The organism is Bacteroides sp. RCH18 (assembly GCF_058231005.1).
In genome coordinates this window covers 3,254,750-3,274,387 of record NZ_JBIPTC010000001.1, presented here as the reverse complement: position 1 = coordinate 3,274,387, position 19,638 = coordinate 3,254,750, and the positions used below count along the sequence as shown (strand labels likewise).

Sequence of the window (19,638 nt, the reverse complement as noted above, 5' to 3'; positions counted from 1 at the left end):
GTACTATCACTTTAAAATTATAAAAAACAAATTTCACGATGAACTATAAATTACTGTCAGTCGCCTTAGCTTTTTTATATATAGGTATGACAGGCGGGTGTTCCCAGCCCGCCCCCGACCTACGTTATCAGATTGAAGTGGACAAACCGCTACAGACAATGGAGCACTTCGGCGCTTCCGATGCCTGGAGTATGCACATCCTTGGCTTATGGCCACAGGAGAAACAAAACCAGATAGCCGACTGGCTGTTCAGCACAGAGAACGATGCGAATGGAAAACCGAAAGGAATCGGCCTGTCTCTTTGGCGTTTCAACGTCGGTGCAGGCAGTACCGAGCAGGGAGAAGCCAGTCAGATCGGTTCTTCGTGGATGCGTACCGAATGCTTTATGAATGCCGACGGAACCTACGACTGGAACAAGCAACAGGGGCAACGCAACTTTCTGAAACTGGCAAAAGAACGGGGCGTCACTAAATTCCTCGCATTTCTGAACTCCCCTCCTGTCTATTATACTCAGAACGGTCTGGCTACCAATACCGGTCGTGGAGGAACCGCCAATCTGAAGCCGGAATGTTACGAGAAATATGCCCGTTTCCTGGCCGATGTAGTAGAAGGAGTAGAGAAGCACGACGGAATAAAGTTCAACTATATCTGTCCTTTCAACGAACCGGACGGGCATTGGAACTGGGTAGGACCGAAGCAGGAAGGCTCTCCGGCAACCAATCGGGAAGTAGCCCGAACCGTCCGTCTGCTAAGCCGGGAGTTTGTGAACCGGAAAATGGATACACAGATTATGGTGAACGAATCTTCGGACTATCGCTGTATGCTCCGTACCCATCAGACGGACTGGCAGCGTGGCTATCAGATTCAGGCTTTCTTCTGCCCGGACAGTGTGGATACGTATTTGGGTGATACGCCCAATGTGCCCCGACTGATGCTTGGTCATAGTTACTGGACAACGACTCCTCTGAGTGAACTGCGTGCCATGCGCTGCCAACTGCGTGAAGCTCTGGATAAATACAACGTCGGCTTCTGGCAGTCAGAAACCTGTATCATGGGGAATGACGAAGAGATAGGTGGCGGTCACGGCTTCGACCGTACGATGAAGACGGCACTTTACGTTGCCCGTATCATCCATCATGACATCGTATATGCGGGAGCGAAGAGCTGGCAGTGGTGGCGTGCCATCGGCGGCGATTATAAAGACGGATTGATTCGGGAATATACCGATGAAGATCTCAGAGATGGACGTGTGGAAGATTCCAAACTGATGTGGGCTTTGGGTAATTATAGTCGCTTCATCCGTCCGGGAGCTGTCCGCCTGTCGGTTTCTGCTTTCGATCAAGCGGGGAATTTAATCCCCGGAGGCGATACGGACCAAAAAGGACTGATGTGTTCTGCTTATCAAAATGCGGACGGCTCATACGCTGTTGTTCTCATTAACTATGCGCAGGAAGACAAAGAGTTTTCAATCAATAAGATAAATGGCAAGAAAACTCGATGGCAGGTGTATCGCACTTCGGATGTAGAAGGAGAAGATCTGCTACCCGTTGAGAAAGTGAAGAGTGGAAAAACAGTCCGGATTCCGGCACGTTCGATTATAACTTTATTGAATCAATCGCTTTAATATAAGAGTCAATTATGGGTTTGTCCGGTCGAATAAAAGGCCGGTATGTCGCCTTTTTCTTTTTTAAAGTATTACATTTGTACGCCCGTCCATTGCTAACCAAGGCAATGGACGGGCGCAATGCATAAAAAAGGAGGCATTTCATGGACAATAGAGGTAATATTGTCATTTATCAGACAAAAGACGGGAAAACGTCGATTGATGTGAAGTTGGAGGATGAAACAGTGTGGCTGACTCAGGCTCAAATGGCAGAATTGTTCCAAACGGACAGAACTTCAATAGTGAAGCATGTTAATAACATCTATAAGTCGGAAGAATTGGTGAAGGATTCAACATGTGCAAAAATTGCACATGTTCAGATAGAGGACATCTCTCATTGCTTTTCTTGTTCTGATGCAGCATCTCTCACCCTTATTGAAGCTATATTTTTCTGTCTTTCCCTTATTTTACGGTGTTTTCTACTTCCGGCTTACCATAATACCCCGGCATCGGAACATAAACCGGACTCTGACGAGTATTGATATTCTGCAACTTCTTTTCTTCTTTCAGTCGTTTGATATGTCGGGCGGCAGTGGTAAGCGTAAGTTTGCAAAGTCCTTGAAAGTCCGAGCGGGTCAGTATTTGGTTATTACTGAAATACGCGGTCAGCAGTCTGTCTATCTCTTCGTTGGAGCGTGGCACTGAGTGTAACTTCAGTTTACTGCGTTCCACTTTGACGACACTCACCGAACTTCTCAGTTTTTTATCCGCCTTGAAGCCGATGTTTGCTTTGAGTTTCATTTGGTTTGCTTTCAGCTTGGGCGAGGTGATCGGTTCCAGACTGTTCAGCTTTACCTGAAAGTAGCCGATGCCGTCGAGGTGAACACGTTCCCCTTCCCGGAGGCGTGATCCCATAAAGTGGCTCAGTGATTCGAGGACCGCTTTTACATCTCCTTCGGTCAGCGAAGTCGCTTGTTGTATTTCTTTAGCGAGATAGTCGGTGTCGATATGCTGAAAGTTGACTACCCGTGCGTGGTAGAGTTCCTTGTCTTCTTCGTCCTTGGGGTTGGGAGACTTGTAGAGTTCAAATTGTATTGCCATGATACTGTTTATTGTATTTTATTTCTTTTTCTTCTTTGTTTCGGTTGTCTGTTTTTTTGATACTGTCAAAATATGCTTCTTCTACAGGCGACAGGGTTTTGACATGATATTTTCGGTATTCGTCCATGGCGAAACCTTTAATCCGCAAAACTAATCATTAGTTTCCGGACTTGGACAGAACTCAGGTTATATAGTGATTGTCTGCTTGCTGTCAAGCGTTCATACATAAGTTATTCTGCCTTTATCTTTGGTTTATGATGCCTGCATTGTTGGATGAAGGTGCTTGCATCATTAGTTGTTCACGGCCGTGGTAAGCATTGCTCACGTCCGTGAAGAGCGTTGATCACGGCCGTGGTAAGAGCTGCTCACGGTCGTGAACAACTAGCTATATCAGTAGCAAAGATAAACTATAATAGGGAGATAAACAAAGTATTCCTGCTTCTTTTGGGTATTCGTGCAGCTTGTTCTTTGTGCAGAGGCAATAAGAAGGGGAAATCATTCTTGTATCTCGTGCGATGAAGGAACATGGTCTGTTGGCTGTAGACGATTTTGTTCATCTCCCTTCTATTTACTCATTTTACTTCCATAATGGTATTCTTATTAGGAAAATATGCCTATATTTGTGGCGTATCTTCTAAACAAAGATATGTTTTATTGATTTGGAGATAACGTTTTTATTATCTGTGATGAGAAATCTGGCACATTTAGCACTAGCAGGTAATAGGCGGTCAGTCTCCACGTCCACATTGTATATATATTTGTTATATATCTCAATGGGCGTGGAGCTATTGCTTATTATTCTAGTGCGGGCTTGCCAGAGCCTCTCATGAGATAGTATAGTAATAGTTTCTGCGCCTTCTTTTTGGAGATACGCAAATACACAAACAAATAAAAAATAGTAGTGATGAATGATTCTACTTGTCCCCGTCCCTGCCTGATGAAGCTTGATTTACAAAGCTCCACCAATAAACTTGCCTTTATGAAAGACAACTGGCCCAGCTTTGGACAGATTGAAAGTATCGACCAATTATCGGAAACAGAGTTACGATGTACCCTTTGCCTGCTGGATGTGGTGCTGGCTGCTTTGGCTAAAGATGAATGTTTCTGTCCGAATCGGGAAATCATTCGTTTGGTATTGACACGTACCTATGTGCAGAATAGGTGTGAGCTATGCGAGACAGAAGAAATACGTTCGAAGTTGATGAAGGGCTTTTGTACATGGGAAAAGAAGAACGGATTGAGCAGGAAGAACGAAATCCGGAGAAGAGGAATTTCTTTCTTTTATGGTGCCATACTGCGCATGCTATCGAAAGTAAACGGGAAACAAGAATAGACGGGATTTGACCGAAGGTAAAAGGTGCTTGAAGGTAAAAGATGAAAGATCGGAGGCTGACTAAAAAGTCGGTAGTATCTCAAATCTCCTCCTTCGGGAAGGAGGAGTACCCGTAGGGGGAGGTGGTAGGTGAGCACATAACTCTATTATTTACAATAAAATAGGTATAAACATTGTATTACCTACCACCTCGGTCTTCGACCACTCCTCCTTCCCGAAGGAGGAGATTTGAGATACTACCGACTTTTAGTCAGCCTCATCGGAAGCCCCGATGAATAAGGAGTTTGGCGACCAATGGTGAAAGATGACAGATGAAAGTTTGTTTTTTCGTCAGGAGGTGATTTTGTTTATTCTACTACTATCTGCTTATCCTTATACTGGAAGTGTGCAATGCCTAAATCATTCAGTACATTCAGTAAAGTCTTTATTGGAACATTCCGGCTGAAACGGAAATGGACTCGTTTGTGTAAAAGGTCTGCAGAATGGCAGATGACGCTGATATTATACCAGGTCCCTATATTTTGCAGTACGGTTATCATTTCGGTGTTGTCATAATAAAACTCGTCTTTGGTCCATCCTTCTTTTTCTGTCCGTGTGGCTTTCGTCAGACGGATGTCCCCGCTTGTGGTCAATGTGGCACATTGTCCGGGTACTATTTCTTTCTCAAGGGGAGAGGCTGCTTTGCCGACCTTTACTCGTCCTTGATACAGGGTGACGGCGGGGGCATTGCCGGGATAGGCATTTACGTCGAATACGGTGCCCAGCACTTGTGTCTGCATTTTATCGGTGGAGACGATGAAGGGGCGGTGGGCGTCTTTGGTCACTTCGAAGCGTGCTTCTCCGGTGAGGTTTACGGTGCGGTTTCCCTGAGAGGAAAACTCTTTGGGGTATTTCAGACGACTATTTGCGCTTAAAAGAATGTGACTTCCGTCCTCCAATGTGAGGCGGGTGGTCGTGGCGGGTGGGGTAGATACGATGATTCTGCCGTTCTCTTCGACAGTGGTAATTTGTTCCGGTGCATGGAGGGCGGTGAAGATTTCGATGTTCTGCAGGATGCCGTCCTTGTCTGTGATGTGCCAAGGGGACCAAAGTAACAATAGCAGGGCGATGGCTGCTGCCACACCACCGGATAAACAGATGCGGAGATAAAGTTTGCGCTTCTGCTGTGCTTGCCGTTGCAGGAATGTGGTCCATTCTTCCCGGACTTCGTCCGGCAGAGGCAGATCACCCAACGCTTCGCCAAAGGCATTTTGCAGACGGCGTGTTTCTGCGTTTTCGGAGAATGGGGTACGGTCGTCTGTTGCCAGTTCACAATGGTCGCTGTCTGTCAGTCCGCAACCGTTGTCATCTGTTAGTTCGTAACTGTCGTTGTCTGCTGTCAGTCCGTAGCCGGAATCTTCTTCTTTGCTGGTACGTTTTTCTTTTTCTTCCATAGCGTATCCTCCTTCTTTATTCTTTCATGGCTTCGCGTAGTGTACGCAATGCTTTGGATATATGTTTTTTTACTGTGTCGGGACTGATGCCGAGTTGTTGGGCGACTTCCCGATAGGTGAGATGTTCGTAATAGCATAGCCGCAGGATGGTGCAAGTCGGTTCCGGCAGGCTTCGGGCTATCGTTTCCGCTTTCTGCAACAGTGTTTCGTGTTCCCGATAGTTGCTTTTTACATCGGCCAGCGTTGCTTCGTAAAGGGCTTTTGCATTGTCACGTTCCACTTGCAGGTGCTTCATCCGGTTGAGGCAGGTGTTGCGGACTGCTGTATAAATCCAGCCTCCGCGGTCGGCCTCGTCCAATTGTTCGAAGTGTTTCCAAGCCTGCTCCATTACTTCGCTTACGATGTCCCGTGCTTCCTCTCCGTCGCCCATCAATTGTGAGGCGTAACGGACCATTCGCGGGTACATTTCCGTAAACATTTGCCCGAAGGCTTCTCGTTTTGTCTGGTTTTTATGGAACAGGAACATTCTTTATCTGGATTCTGAAGCTGCAAAAATAGTACTTTTCCCCGAGTTCGACTAAAAAATCAGTAGTAACTTTAATGTATTCACCTACCACCTCCCCCTACGGGTACTCCTCCTTCCCGAAGGAGGAGATTGGGAATACTATTGACTTTTTAGTCAGCCTCTCTTGTGATGGAACCGACTTGTTGGTCATCTTTGTGAAACCGGGAATTACAAACGTGACTTTTCGCTTGCTCCGGCTCCGGTTCCTTTATATTTGCTCTTCGTGGCGTTGAACTGATAGCTCAGCCGGATGCCGAAACGCTGCTGATCGGTATAATCACGGTTGGAACTGAAGGTACGGTCGCCATAGATGGTGAAGTATCTGTAGCCGGTGTGAAAGATGTCTTTCGCGGTTACCGATACTTTCAGCGCCTGGTCTTTCAGGAACGATTTGGTCAGTTGGGCATCTACTCTTCCTTCGGTTTTCCAGATGGCGTAACTTTGTTTGGCGCCGGGCGCCAGTTCTCCTTTGATGTTGAAGAACCAACCTTTAGGGAAACTGAAGTTGTTATCAAAAATGAAATAGAATCGCGGTTCATTCCAGTTTTGGGTAATGCCTATGGAGGTTGCGTGAGAGTTGAACCAGTCAATACCGGTGGTGAACTGAGGCTGCCATATGCCGATCTTTGGCGAAAGGACGATGCTGCCTCCGTATCGGTTGGAATGCGGAATGCTTGCCCTGCCGAACAGCAATACACCGGGATGGTTGATGTCGTCATACGGTCGGGTGTAGCTGGTGTACATATTCCAGCAATGGTCGTAGTTGAGGCTGAAGTTGATCCATTTCCATCCGGCATCAAAGAAAGTCGCACGATGTATCTGAGGAACGAGAAACGGGTCTCCGCTCTGGTAGGAGTACTTGTTCTGATAGGTGACGGCGCTGGTGAGCATGTCATAACTGGGACTGTATTTCAGCGTCCGGTGAGAAAGGGCGAAGAACCAGTTGCCGGAAGTGTATCTGATGCTGACTACCGGTATCCAGTCGCGATAGGTGGGGCTTTGGTCGTCTTGGTGAATCCCTTTCTCGTAGTAATCTGTTTGTTGAAATTCATAGCGCAGTCCGGCAAGGATGTTGAACTTTCCCAATGGCAGGCTGTAGTCGATGAAGCCGGAGAGCATCGTTTGTTTGATGCGGTCGTCGGCATCGGCGGAGAAGCCGCTTTGGAGAAATACATCGTGGCGGTTGGTGAATGTCTCTTCTGTGCCGAAACTGAGTTTGCCTTTCCAGAGTGGGGCGGTGAGCAGGAGCTTGGCGGCATAGAGGTGGTTGCGTACGCGGTTGCTCGAAGTGGCGTCTTCGGTTCCGTTGTTTTCGGCATATTGACGGATGCGGTCCCGGCCGTACAGGTAGTCGGCGTTGAAGTCGATGTTCCATTTGCCGAAAGTGCCGTTGTAGTATCCGTTGGCTGCCTGCCACCAGCCGGTGTGGGCATCTGTTTGGCGGAGAGCGTGCAGGTGGTCTACTTCTTTGCCATCTTGCAGGATGAGGGTGGTCCCTTCATTGGTAGTGTGTGCATTGCCTATGTTCGTGCCGGGCATATAGCGCATACCGAATGACTGGTCTTCGTCGATTTCGTAGTTGAATCCCAGTTCGCCGTTGAAGGTGCGGTAGGTTTGTTTGCTTTTGTTTTCTGTCGATTGGTTCCAGTCGGACGAAGCATAAATGTCCTGGCTGGAGATGTTGGTTGTGTGATTGTTGATTTCCGCAAAGTCACCTTTTACGAAAATATCCAGTCCGCCGGTACGGTAGTTCAGGGATATGCCTTCGTTGCCGATCGGTTCGCGTCCTTGCGAGTAGTCGGTGTAGAAACTGCCGCTCATTCCCTGTCCGCGTTTGCGGATGGTGCGCAGACGGATGACGGCGCCTACCGAAGAGCCATATTGTACGCCCGGTGTAGTGATGATTTCTGCCGATAGTATTTCATTGGCTTGCAGACGGTCCAGTTCGGTCTTGTCTCTGACTTTGCGGCCGTTGATATAGATTTCAGGAGTGCCTCTGCCCAGTACGGTAAATTCTCCGTCCGAGCCGGTGACAAAAGGGAGGTGGGAGATCATTTCTTTGGCCGATCCCATCAGTGAAAGGGGCGTTCCGGCTATATTGGCCTTCAACGTTCCGTCTTTCCGTTCTATCAGCGGGCGGGAGGCGGTGACGACGACTTCTTTCAGTAACTCTGTGTCGGGTTGCAGGCGGATGGTGTTTTGTTGCCGGCAGGGGATGATTTGCGGGCGATATCCTATGTAGGTCGCTTTCAGCAGACAGTCTTCTCCCGCTACCGGGGGCAGATGGAAGGAGCCGTCTTCTTCGGTCACGCTTCCGGCAAGGAAACTGGAATCGGCGGCAAGGGCGAGAATGTTGACAAAGGGCAGGGGGGCTCCTTTTTCGTCATATACTTTGCCTTCTATGGCGATGGCTTTGTCCGATTTCTTCCGCTGCACGACGAAATACTCTTCCCGTTCGATGCAAAGGAAGGGTTTGCCGGTCAGTACAAGGTCGATGGCTTCGCGTTCCGTCTTTTCGCAGATGCTGACGGTCACCCGATAACTTTCTGTTCCGTTGTAGGTGAAGAGGATGTTTTTTCCTCCTGCCTTTTCCAACTGCTTCAGTGCTTCGGGCAGGCTTTCGTTCTTTAGCTCTAGTGAGAATTTCTTGATGGCGGTCTGCGCCTGCAAAGGGGAGAGGGCAAAAAATAAACCGTATCCCATCAGTAACCAGCTGATTGCTGTCCAAGTAAAACCAAACTGTCGTATCATACTTCTGTTTTAATGATTTTACTTATACTACAACCAAGGTGTCTGATCGGGTACGGTTGATCCGTTTTATTTTTCGATGTACAAGATTCCACTTTTTGAATAGATTGTTCCGTAAGTAGGACTTGTAGTGAGTTTTCCGCAGGAATCATATTCTTCTAGAGTGGTTTGTATCTTGATGGAATATTCATCATCTGTTTTGATGATATCTTCAATGCTTACATTTTTATGGAAGACAAGTTTAGCATCATTCTCTGTTAGAATGATGATTGTTAAATAGGAAAGGTCTCCTCCATAGGGCCAACCTACAAAACATAAGGCTTTGGTTTGAGCATTCAGGTCAAGAGGAATGTAATATCGGTTGTCTGTGTATTTTTTGTAGTCAATGGAGGAGAGACCATCATACATATAAGTCCACATATCGTAATCTTTTAATTCTATTAGCTTATCATTCCCTTTATAAACGCAGATTACATTGAAGCCTGCGACCGGGTCATCGTCTGCTGCCGTTTTTATAAGGAAATCTGATTTTCCTACAGAAACACTTTGAGTAGATTGAAAACTATTGTGAACTATATTACAATCCTCTGTTTCATCAATCATAGCCGTAATAGGGGAAACCGATTCTGTCTTCATATCCATGTGATACATTGCTTTTCCACTCTGTGCTTTACCAGCCAACGATGCCGACAGTAATAGCGAAATAAAAAGAAAATGTCTGCTCATGTCGTACCAGTATTTAGAATTGATTTGTGTGTGTGAATACGAAACTATTGCGTTTTCTTATTTCAATTTCTTCTGATACTCGCCCGAACGGAGGATTTCTAATGCTTTCTGCACGCTTTCGTTCGTTGTATTCATGACGCGGAAATACTCGTTCATATCCCAGAGGTCGCGGGCTATCAGTGCTTTCAGCTGTGTCTTGATCAGCGGAAGTGCCTTCTGATACTGCTCTTCGTTAAACTTCACCCCTTCTTTCTCACCCATTTCGCGGAGGGTGGCGAGCATATCGTCGTCGATAACAAACTTTTCGTTGAAGCTTTCGAACTTCTTGTATTTATCGGCCAGTTCCTTGCGGTGATCTTCGATGAATTTCATCGTGAATTTGATGATGACTCCTTTGCCGACCAGCTTCCGGTGATAGTCCGTGTAGAGTGTCGTATCAATCGGAACGAAGTAGTCCGGCATGATGCCGCCTCCGCCGTAGACGGTACGTTTCAGTTTCTTGGTCTGCACTTTCAGCGAGTCGGGGAAGTGGATGCTGTCGGCATTCATCAGTTCTCCGTGGTTGAAGCGGTCTATCAGGTCTTTGTTGTAATCGGTCGAACTGTCATAAGGCTTTTGGATGCAACGACCGGCAGGGGTGTAGTACCGTGCAATGGTCAGTCGGATCATAGAGCCGTCCGGCAGGTCGATAGGACGTTGCACCAGTCCTTTGCCGAAAGAACGTCGGCCTACGATGATACCTCTGTCCCAATCCTGCACTGCGCCGCTCACGATTTCGCTGGCGGAAGCGGTGTATTCGTCTACCAATACGATGAGGCGGCCGTCACGGAACTCTCCGTTTCCTTTGGCGAAGAACTCGCTGCGCTGTGCGGTCCGGCCTTCGGTGTAAACAATCAGTTCCTTCTGTCCGAGGAATTCGTTGGCAAGGTCGATGGCGGCGTTCAGATATCCTCCGCCGTTGCCTTGCAGGTCGAGGATGAGGTCTTTCATGCCTTGCTGTTGCAGGTCTTTCATTGCCTTCTTGAATTCTTCGGCGGTGGTTGCGCCAAAGCGGTTGACGCGGATGTATCCGATCTTTGGCTGAATCATGTAGGAAGCGTCGAGACTCAGGATAGGTATCTTATCTCTTTTCACGGTGAACACGAGCGGGTCTTGTACTCCACGGCGGACGATGGTCAGGTTGACTTTCGAACCTTTCGGGCCACGCAGACGCTTCATGATATCTTCCGTGCTCATTTTTACTCCTGCGATGGCGGAGTCGTTGACGGCAATGATGCGGTCACCGGCAAGGATGCCCACTTTCTCGGAAGGTCCGTTGCTGACGGGTTGTACGACGAGCAGGGTGTCCTCGATCATCTGGAACTGTACGCCGATGCCCTCGAAGTTGCCTTGAAGCGGTTCGTTCATCTTCTTCACTTCTTCGGCATCCGAGTAAGTGGAGTGCGGGTCGAGCTGTGCCAGCATCTTGATGATAGCTTCTTCTACCAGTTTGTCTTCATCTACTTTGTCTACGTAGAAGTTGGAAATCGCGAATTCCGCCATTTGGAGTTTGCGCATGGCGGCGGAGCCGAAACTTTGGGCCTGTGCAGCGGACGTTGCCAACAGACAAACCAGGAGGGCATATACTTTAATCTTCTTCATCATCATTAATTATTATTTTAAGTTTCGCAAGTTACCTTTGCGTTATCCAAACTATCTTAATTCCCCTGAGGCTAAAGTCGATACTATCTTCATTCTCCTCCTTCGGGAAGGAGGAGTACCCGTAGGGGGAGGTGGTAGGTGGATACATAACTCTGTTATTTACAATAAAATAGGAATACACATCATTTTTCCTACCACCTCGGTCTTCGACCACTCCTCCTTCCGGAAGGAGGAGATTTAAGATACTGCCGACTTTTTAGTCAGCCTCAATAGAGATACTACCGACTTTCAATTTATCTCCATTCCTTCGGGGATAAACTGGCTGATATCTTTGTTGTAAGTCAGCAGCTCGCGTACAATCGTTGAGCTGACGCAGGTCAGTTCCGGTTCTGTGAAGAGCAGGATGGTTTCGATGCCCGCCAGTTTACGGTTGATGTCCGCGATTGTTTCTTCGTACTCGAAATCCTTGACCGTGCGGATACCGCGAACGATGAATTGTGCTTCTACCTGTTGGGCAAAGTCTATCGTCAGACAGTCGTAAGACATCACTTTGATGCGGGGATTGTCCTTGTAGAGATTCCGGATCATTTCTTCTCTTTTCTCGATGGGGAAATAGGTATTCTTGTTTTCGTTGATACCGATCCCGATGATTACCTCGTCCATAAAGGTGAGTGCACGTTCCACTACCGAATAATGACCGATGGTGAAGGGGTCGAAAGTACCCGGAAATATTGCTTTTCTCATGATGCCAAGTCTTCTTCTATAACCAGATTGTCTATAATAAAGTTCTGTCGTTCCATTGTATTCTTGCCCATGTAGAACTCCAGGAGTTCTTTTACGGCATCTGTCTTACGCAATGTCACTTGTTCCAGGCGCATATCCTTGCCGATAAAGTGCTTGAATTCGTCCGGTGATATTTCTCCCAGTCCCTTGAATCGGGTGATTTCCGGGTTGGGGCTTAGTTCGTTGATGGCGTTCACCCGTTCGTCCTCGCTGTAGCAGTACACCGTTTTCTTCTTGTTGCGCACGCGGAATAACGGCGTTTGCAGAATATATACGTGACCTTTCTTGATGAGGTCGGGGAAAAATTGCAGGAAGAACGTGATGAGCAGCAGACGGATGTGCATACCGTCCACATCGGCATCGGTGGCAACGATCACTTTGTTGTAACGGAGTCCTTCTATGCCGTCCTCTATATTTAAAGCAGCTTGCAGCAGGTTGAACTCTTCGTTTTCGTAGACTACCTTTTTCGTTAGTCCGAACGAGTTCAGCGGTTTACCGCGAAGGCTGAATACTGCCTGAGTGTTTACGTCACGGCTTTTGGTGATGGAACCGCTCGCCGAGTCTCCCTCGGTGATGAAGATGCAGGAGTCTTCTTCCATTCCTTTCCCTTTCGGGTCGTTGAGGTGGATGCGGCAGTCGCGCAGCTTGCGGTTGTGCAGGTTGGCCTTCTTGGCACGTTCGCGTGCCAGCTTCGTGACGCCTGCGATGGCTTTCCGTTCCTTTTCCGATTCCTGTATCTTTTGCTGCATTACTTCCGCTACGTCCGCGTTTTTGTGCAGGAAGTTGTCCACTTCCAGTTTGATGAAGTCGCCTACGTATTTGTTGACTGTCACGCCGCCGGGAGTCATGTTGGTAGATCCCAGTTTCGTTTTGGTCTGGCTTTCGAAGATCGGCTCTTCCACATTGACGGCGATGGCGGCAACCAGTCCGTTACGGATGTCGGTATAGTCCATGTTCTTGTTGAAGAACTCTTTGATGGTGCGGGCGATATGTTCTTTGAAAGCACTTTGATGGGTTCCCCCCTGTGTGGTGTGCTGACCGTTGACGAAGGAGTAATACTCTTCTCCGTACTGTCCGGTGTGCGTGAAGGCGATTTCGATGTCTTCTCCTTTCAGGTGGACGATAGGATAGAGGCCGGTTGCCGTCATGTTGTCGTTCAGCAGGTCTACCAGACCGTTGCGCGACAGGATGCGGTGACCGTTATAGATGATGGCAAGTCCCGTGTTGAGGTATGTGTAGTTGCGTAGCATGGTCTCGATGAATTCGGGACGGAAAACGTAGTTCTCAAACAAGGTATTGTCCGGTTCGAAGAAGATAAAGGTTCCGTTGTCCTCTTCGGTGTCCTGCGTCACGTCGGTCTGCAGGTTGCCTTTGGAGAATGTGGCGATACGCACTTTACCGTCACGGTAGCTGCGTACTTCAAAACGAGAGCTCAATGCGTTGACGGCTTTCACACCGACACCGTTCAGTCCGACGCTTTTCTTAAATGCCTTGCTGTCGTATTTACCACCCGTGTTCAGTACGCTTACGGCTTCTACCAGTTTTCCTTGGGGGATGCCTCGTCCGTAGTCGCGTACGCTGACGCGGAGGTTCTCTTCAACGGTAATTTCGATTTTCTTACCGGCTTGCATCTTGAACTCGTCGATACTGTTGTCAATGACTTCTTTGAGGAGGACATAGATTCCGTCTTCGGCGTGCGCGCCATCGCCCAGCCTACCGATGTACATACCGGGGCGTGTGCGCACATGTTCCATGTCGCTCAGGTGGCGGATGTTGTCGTCAGTGTACTCTACTGCATTGTTGTTTACAGATATCAATTCGTTCTCTTCCATAGCTGTTATTTAATCTCTTTGGTGAACGCACGGCGGCGCTTATGTTGCTTAGTCTCAAAGTAATCCCATTGTGCCTGAACTTTTCCGTTCAGCTCCAGTTCGGGGTTGCTTTCCGCAAAGATAAAACCTAATTTTTGATAAACTGGAATTAAATCGGAAAATAACAAAGCGTTAACACCTTTATTCTGGTACTCCGGTTTGACTGCTACAAGCAGCAGGTCAAGCATTTTGGCACGGCGTTTCATGAACAGTGCTTTCAGCAGATAGAACCATCCGAGAGGGAGCAGACGGCCGTGTGACTTTTGCAGGGCCTCGGCAAGAGACGGCATGGAGATACCTACTGCAACGAGCTTGTCATCGGTGTCGGTGATGAGGGTAACCATCCGTAAGTCGAGAATCGGGAGATACATCTTTACGTACTGGTTGATTTGTCGTTGCGTCAGCGGAGAGTAGCCGTAGAGCGGGCTGTATGCTTCGTTCATCAGTTCGAAGATTTCCTGTCCGTAGTCTTTGGCTATTTTTCTTCCGGAGGTGTATTTCTTTATCTTCAGGTTGTATTTTCGTTGAATCAGTTCGGAGATACGCTTGTGCTTGTCGGGGATGGCTTCGGGGATGTAGATTTGGTATTCCACCCAGTCGGCGTCTTTCTCGAAGCCGAGTTTCTCCATATGTACGGGGTAGTACGGGTGGTTGTAGATAGTAGCCATTGTGCTGAGCTGGTCGAATCCTTCGATCAGCATTCCTTCCGCATCGAAATCGGTGAATCCCAGAGGACCTGTGATGTGAGTCATGCCGCGCTCTTTTCCCCAGTCTTCGACGGTCTTGATGAGTGCGGATGATACTTCGGGGTCATCAATGAAATCTATCCATCCGAAACGGACGTTCTTGCATTCCCACTTTTCGTTGGCGCGGTTATTGATGATAGCGGCCACACGACCTACGATTTTGTCGTCTTGGTATGCCAGGAAGTAATCGGCTTCACAGAACTCGAATGCCGCATTCTTCTTTTTGTTGAATGTGTTGAGCATATCGTCGTAAAGGTCGGGCACGGAATATGGATTGCCCTTATACATCCTGTAATTAAAGCGAATAAACTTCTTAAGTTCTCTCTTTGTAGAGACTTTCTTGATTGTAATAGCCATATCTCGTATTTATGATTGAGGGGCAAAGATACGTGATAATCTTTAAATTACAACGCTGCGGGTGGAGAAAACTGCGTGAGGCGGGATGTACTTTATTCTTCTGCCGCTTTTGACGACAGGCAATAAACATTACCCGCAAAGTCGCAAACAATCATCCTGTTTCCCGATACGGCTATCGTTGAGAAAACAGGTGCTCCGAAGTACAACTTGTCTTTGATAATCCCTGTTGACTGGTCGATGGCGTATAAATACCCGTCGGAAGCTCCGATATAGACCATTCCTTGTGAAGATACAGGGCTTGTTTCTACTCCCGCCTGTGGGGTGGAAGAATAAGGAGCGGTGTATACAAGAGAAGGCAAAGTCTCGGCTTTCCATTTGATGAAAAGAGTCGGTTTGTCGAGAGCGAAAACTCCACGGTCTGCGCTACCGAAGATAATCTCATGTTCGGTGACAAGCGGGGTAGATGTCACGTCCAGATTAGCGGACAGTTCCTTTTGCTGGAGTACTTTACCGGTTTGAGGTTCTATCAGGAAAAAGCTTTTGGAGGAGATGATCCATAATTTTCCGTCTTTGTAGACCGGAGAGGCACCTCGGTTGCCGAGTCCGTTGTCGGAGAGCTTCCAGAGTTGTTTGCCAGTGCGGATGTCGTTGCCATACAGTCCTCCCCATTGGGTGCCACTGATTAGTACGTCTCCGGCGATGGTTAACGTGGTGGTCGAGCCTTCCCGTTGTTTCCAGTCCGTGTTGGTCCATATCACTTTTCCTGTTTTCAGGTCGTAGGCTGAAAGTCCGGCGCCGATTCCGGCATAAACGATTCCTTTGTCAATTGTCAGTCCTTCGGTCAGATAGGGATAGTTCTTTAAGTTGATGTATTGTTGCCACAGTGGTTTTCCGGATGCTGCGTCGAGGGCGTACAGATTGCAGGAGGCATCCTGGGCTACAACGATTCCATTTTCGCAGGCAATGGTATTCTTTACCGAGTTTTCCGTGCGGAACTTCCATAGTTGTTTGCCGGAATGGAAGTCGAATGCACAGATATAAGTGTTGAGCGACGTGTTATCATCGGTAGTGGCAATGAATACTCTTTGTCCGGCGATGAGGGGGGAGGTCATGAAGATGTTACTTCCTGTGTTCGCTGTCCATTGTAGTTGCAGGGGGAGTTTGATTTGGGAGTCATTTATTCCACCGGAGTGACTTGCGTTCTGAAGTAGGGTATTCCAGTCCTTCCCTGCGATAGCAGTCGATTTGAAATCTTTCTGATAAAGGAACTGACTGGTGGCAGTCGCTTCCTTTCCGTCGTTGAAGGATGAAGTCACTGTCAGGTTCAGTTTCTTTCCGTTTTCGTTAGCGGGTATTTGAATATTTCCGCTCCAGTTCCAGTCGGTGAGGGGCGACAGGTTGCCTTTGGCTATTTCCCGGTTGTCTTCCGGATTGCTCAGCACATAAGAAACAGACGATGTTTTTGCCTGTGAGTTATAGGTGTTGACCGAGACCGGAAGCTGATAGCCGGTTTCCGGATGTATGGGGGCTGCTTGATTCTTCATCGGAGAAACAATAGCGATTTGCGGTTCGATGAAAGTATAACGCAGTTGCGTTGTGAGGTGATCGTTGGCATCTATCTTTATGTCTCTGAATGAAGAAGGGGAGTGATCGATGCCTCCTTTGTCCAGTGTGCCGGTGCAGATGGTATAAATGCCTTTCTGATTGCGGACGTAGTTGTAGTGCATATGTCCGTAAATTTGTGCTTTCGTGTTGAAGGTACGAAAGTCGAGGATATCCTTTTTGTCTGCCTTGAATACGAAGTTATCGCCGGGAGTAAACAGGTCGTGGTTAAAAAGAACAAGCGCCTGATCTTTCTTCATCAGGGCGAGGTCATTCTTCAGCCAGTTGTATACATCCCTTTGCGTGTAATCGGTCGGGTTGTCTCCGTGGTCGATGGGAGTAACGACATAATGCACGTTGCCGACATCGAACGAATACCATGTCGGGCCATAAATCGATTCATAAAGTTCTTCGCCGTAGTTGCCTTTCACCAGGTCGTGGTTGCCTATGCAGTAATAGACGGGGCAGTCCATTGTTTGTGCATTCACAATTTGATTGTGCACTGTGAGTCCCGGTTCGTAGCAGATGTCTCCGGTATGAATCAGAAAAGCCGGTTGTTCGTTCTTTATGTATTGTTGTAGGTCGGTGACCCAACGCCCCACTCCTCCGGTCACTTCCGTGTCGGTGATATGGATAAAGGAGTGTTCTCTGGTCTTGGTCCGTTCGCTTTCGGTCACTATAAAATCATAGCTTTTTCTGTCTTCCTTGACAGGGAGGTAGAATTGTTGTGTCTCGAATCCGGCAGGTGTAGTAATGCTGATAAATCGGGTTTTCTTGAATCCCGATAGTGAGAACCGGCCTTTTTTATCTGTTTTTACTACGTTCATTCCGTCTGTTACCATCACTCCTGCCAGCGGTTTGTCTCCTTTGTCGAATGTGCCCGATTGATTGGTGTCGACATAGACGGTTCCTTTAAATTGTGCGCACAGCGGAAGATATAGTAAAAATGACAAGAGTATTACGGATAGTCTTTTCATGGTCGGTTCTCTGTTTTATTAGGCACGGATGACACGGGTTAACGTGGTTTTTAATTGACCGATCTTTTAAATCCGTGAAATCCGTGTCATCCGTGCCTAAATTTATGATATAAATTAATTATGCTGATACTTATCGTATTTGTTTCATCTCTTCGTTGTATCTCGCTTCCTCCTTACACAAAGGCTTGTACCAGGTCTTTCTTAATATCAGCGTGGTAATCAGAAGCAAGGCGATAGAACTCCAGAGTCCTAATTGTTCGCGGACAACGAGGTACATCGGGATGATGGTAAGCGTACATTGCCAGATGATTCCTATCGCCACATTGAAGGCATCCCTTTTGAAGTTTTTATTCGCCTGAATATGCGGGTAGCGGGCGATTGCTTTCTCCTGAATCGGTTTCCACCATCCCCACGGGCGTACATTGACATAGAAGTTGATCAGAGTCTCTTCATCTGTAGCCGGAGCGCTGTAAGTCCCGATGATACATCCGATCAGAGAGACGCCGAACAGTACGGGGAAGAAATAAAGTACCCATGCGTCCGGAACGGTAAATTTCATTACAATAGCTGCCACTACTCCGGCAGTCATTCCCCAGAAGTAACCTTCACCGTTGAAACGCCACCAATGCCATTTCAGTACGTTGGCTGCGATGTATCCTCCGAACAGTGCACCTACAATCCACTGGAAGATTTCATTGATATCTTTCAGGAAGAATCCGATGACAGTGCTCACCACCACTACTGCCACAGAGATGACATAACTGCTGCGTATCTGAGTTTTCACGCTTGCTTTCGGATTGATGTATTTCAGATAAATATCATTTACGATATATGCAGGGGCTGCATTGACGGTAGAGGCAAAGGTCGACATGAAAGCTGCCAGTAGACCTGCCAATAATAATCCTGCAAGTCCTGCCGGAACATATCGTGTGATCAGATGGGGAAGAATCGTCTCAAAGTCTGTGCGGGTCACTTCCATCTGTGTCAGTCCGCCGTCTTCCTTGAAGAAATAGATGGCAAGTAATGCAAATCCCATAATCATCAGATAGCGTGGAATCAACAGCACTACGGATACGGAACCACTCATCATCGCCGCTTCTTTGGGAGACTTGCAGGACAGAATTTTCTGCATATCATAGTTGGGCGCAGGCCCTGCCATACTCATGAAGATGCCTTTGAGCAACGCCATCATGACAAAGATGCCTATCAGACTGTAAGGTTCGTTCGCCATTCGTTCGGTCAGCAAACTCATCCGGCTGCTCCAGTCAATATCGAGCGTCCATCCGAAGAAAGGGGAATCCCATCCGGTAGGTACAAAGGAGTGTATCATATCCGGCGCCACCATCTGCATACCGATCACTACGATAACGATGCCTGCCACCGTCATGATAAGGAACTGTACGACATCCGTCCATACGATGCTCAGCATTCCTCCCAACATGACGTAGAAGGTAGCGATAGCTGTGAAGAAGATACCGTATACATGCGGAACATACTCCGGTGATACCGTGAAAGGAATGTAGGGTGAAATGACTTCCCAGGGAATAAAGATTTCCATGAACTTGCCTATTCCTATGAATCCGTAACTCAGAAATCCGAGTACGCTTAATAACGCAAATACGACAACGATGGTATGAGAGAGTGTCGCTCCCTTGCCTTTACCGAAGCGGGTTTTGATCCATTCGGCTCCGGTGAGCACATTGGAACGCCGCAACCACACCGACAGATAAACCATGAGGAATATCTGATTGAATACTGGCCACAGCCAGGGAATCCAGAGACTTTTGAATCCGTAGGCAAATGCCCAGTAAACCATTAGCATCGTACCAGTGATGTCGAACATCCCGGATGCATTGGACAGGCCAAGCATATAGAAGGGCAGTGATTTGCCTCCCAGGAAATAGGAGTCCATATTTTGTGCGGCCCGTTTTTTCAGTATGAGTCCGATGACAATCATGGCAATGAGGTAGGCGCAGATGATCAGAAGATCGGATGTGTGTAATTTCATGTTGCTATTTTGATTAGGTTTTGTACATTAATAATCTATCAGGTACAAAAGTAGGTCGAATGTGGGGAAGAAACAAATATTATTTTAACTCATACTGATACTATCTGATACTATTTATCTGACTTCTCAGGCTTTAATAGCTG

At 47.5% G+C, this 19,638-nt stretch carries 13 protein-coding genes; 2 read left to right on the top strand and 11 right to left on the bottom strand.

The annotated features are described in order from the left end of the window. Positions 1 to 38: 38 nt before the first annotated feature. Positions 39 to 1,625 carry a glycoside hydrolase family 30 protein gene (locus ACHLI0_RS12915; protein WP_490749323.1) on the top strand — a complete coding sequence of 529 codons (1,587 nt, stop codon included), beginning with the start codon at positions 39 to 41 and terminating at the stop codon, positions 1,623 to 1,625. Between the two features lie 441 nt (positions 1,626 to 2,066). Here ACHLI0_RS12915 and ACHLI0_RS12910 read toward each other — a convergent pair whose 3' ends face one another. After that, positions 2,067 to 2,705, bottom strand: a complete 639-nt coding sequence (locus ACHLI0_RS12910; RefSeq protein WP_055218955.1) for an HU family DNA-binding protein — start codon at positions 2,703 to 2,705, stop codon at positions 2,067 to 2,069. 904 nt (positions 2,706 to 3,609) lie between these two features. Here ACHLI0_RS12910 and ACHLI0_RS12905 point away from each other — a divergent pair. Beyond that, positions 3,610 to 4,038, top strand: a complete 429-nt coding sequence (locus ACHLI0_RS12905; protein WP_055218933.1) for a hypothetical protein — start codon at positions 3,610 to 3,612, stop codon at positions 4,036 to 4,038. Positions 4,039 to 4,385: 347 nt separating this feature from the next. On the opposite strand, the gene ACHLI0_RS12900 is transcribed toward ACHLI0_RS12905, so the two are convergent. The 10 genes from ACHLI0_RS12900 to ACHLI0_RS12855 form a co-directional block, all read right to left on the bottom strand. After that, on the bottom strand, positions 4,386 to 5,471 hold the full coding sequence (locus ACHLI0_RS12900) for a FecR family protein (RefSeq protein ID WP_490749322.1): 1,086 nt from the start codon (positions 5,469 to 5,471) through the stop codon (positions 4,386 to 4,388). 16 nt (positions 5,472 to 5,487) lie between these two features. Next, positions 5,488 to 5,997 carry an RNA polymerase sigma-70 factor gene (locus ACHLI0_RS12895; protein WP_258970638.1) on the bottom strand — a complete coding sequence of 170 codons (510 nt, stop codon included), beginning with the start codon at positions 5,995 to 5,997 and terminating at the stop codon, positions 5,488 to 5,490. 207 nt (positions 5,998 to 6,204) lie between these two features. After that, positions 6,205 to 8,787 carry an outer membrane beta-barrel family protein gene (locus tag ACHLI0_RS12890; RefSeq protein WP_490749321.1) on the bottom strand — a complete coding sequence of 861 codons (2,583 nt, stop codon included), beginning with the start codon at positions 8,785 to 8,787 and terminating at the stop codon, positions 6,205 to 6,207. Positions 8,788 to 8,853: 66 nt separating this feature from the next. After that, positions 8,854 to 9,510 carry a hypothetical protein gene (locus ACHLI0_RS12885; protein ID WP_490749320.1) on the bottom strand — a complete coding sequence of 219 codons (657 nt, stop codon included), beginning with the start codon at positions 9,508 to 9,510 and terminating at the stop codon, positions 8,854 to 8,856. A gap of 57 nt (positions 9,511 to 9,567) precedes the next feature. After that, positions 9,568 to 11,151 carry a S41 family peptidase gene (locus tag ACHLI0_RS12880; RefSeq protein WP_490749581.1) on the bottom strand — a complete coding sequence of 528 codons (1,584 nt, stop codon included), beginning with the start codon at positions 11,149 to 11,151 and terminating at the stop codon, positions 9,568 to 9,570. Positions 11,152 to 11,439: 288 nt separating this feature from the next. Further along, positions 11,440 to 11,895: a pantetheine-phosphate adenylyltransferase gene (gene coaD / locus ACHLI0_RS12875; RefSeq protein ID WP_022470555.1), complete on the bottom strand. Its 456-nt coding sequence runs from the start codon at positions 11,893 to 11,895 to the stop codon at positions 11,440 to 11,442. Beyond that, positions 11,892 to 13,766, bottom strand: coding sequence for a DNA topoisomerase IV subunit B (locus ACHLI0_RS12870; protein WP_490749319.1), 1,875 nt, complete (start codon positions 13,764 to 13,766; stop codon positions 11,892 to 11,894). The genes coaD and ACHLI0_RS12870 overlap by 4 nt, the downstream gene beginning before the upstream one ends. 5 nt (positions 13,767 to 13,771) lie before the next feature. Next, entirely contained in the window at positions 13,772 to 14,908 is a 1,137-nt protein-coding gene (locus tag ACHLI0_RS12865) for a GNAT family N-acetyltransferase (RefSeq protein ID WP_490749318.1), read from the bottom strand. Positions 14,909 to 15,000: 92 nt separating this feature from the next. After that, positions 15,001 to 17,487: an outer membrane protein assembly factor BamB family protein gene (locus ACHLI0_RS12860; protein ID WP_490749317.1), complete on the bottom strand. Its 2,487-nt coding sequence runs from the start codon at positions 17,485 to 17,487 to the stop codon at positions 15,001 to 15,003. Between the two features lie 130 nt (positions 17,488 to 17,617). Continuing rightward, entirely contained in the window at positions 17,618 to 19,495 is a 1,878-nt protein-coding gene (locus ACHLI0_RS12855) for a sodium:solute symporter family protein (RefSeq protein ID WP_118337075.1), read from the bottom strand. Positions 19,496 to 19,638: the final 143 nt, after the last annotated feature.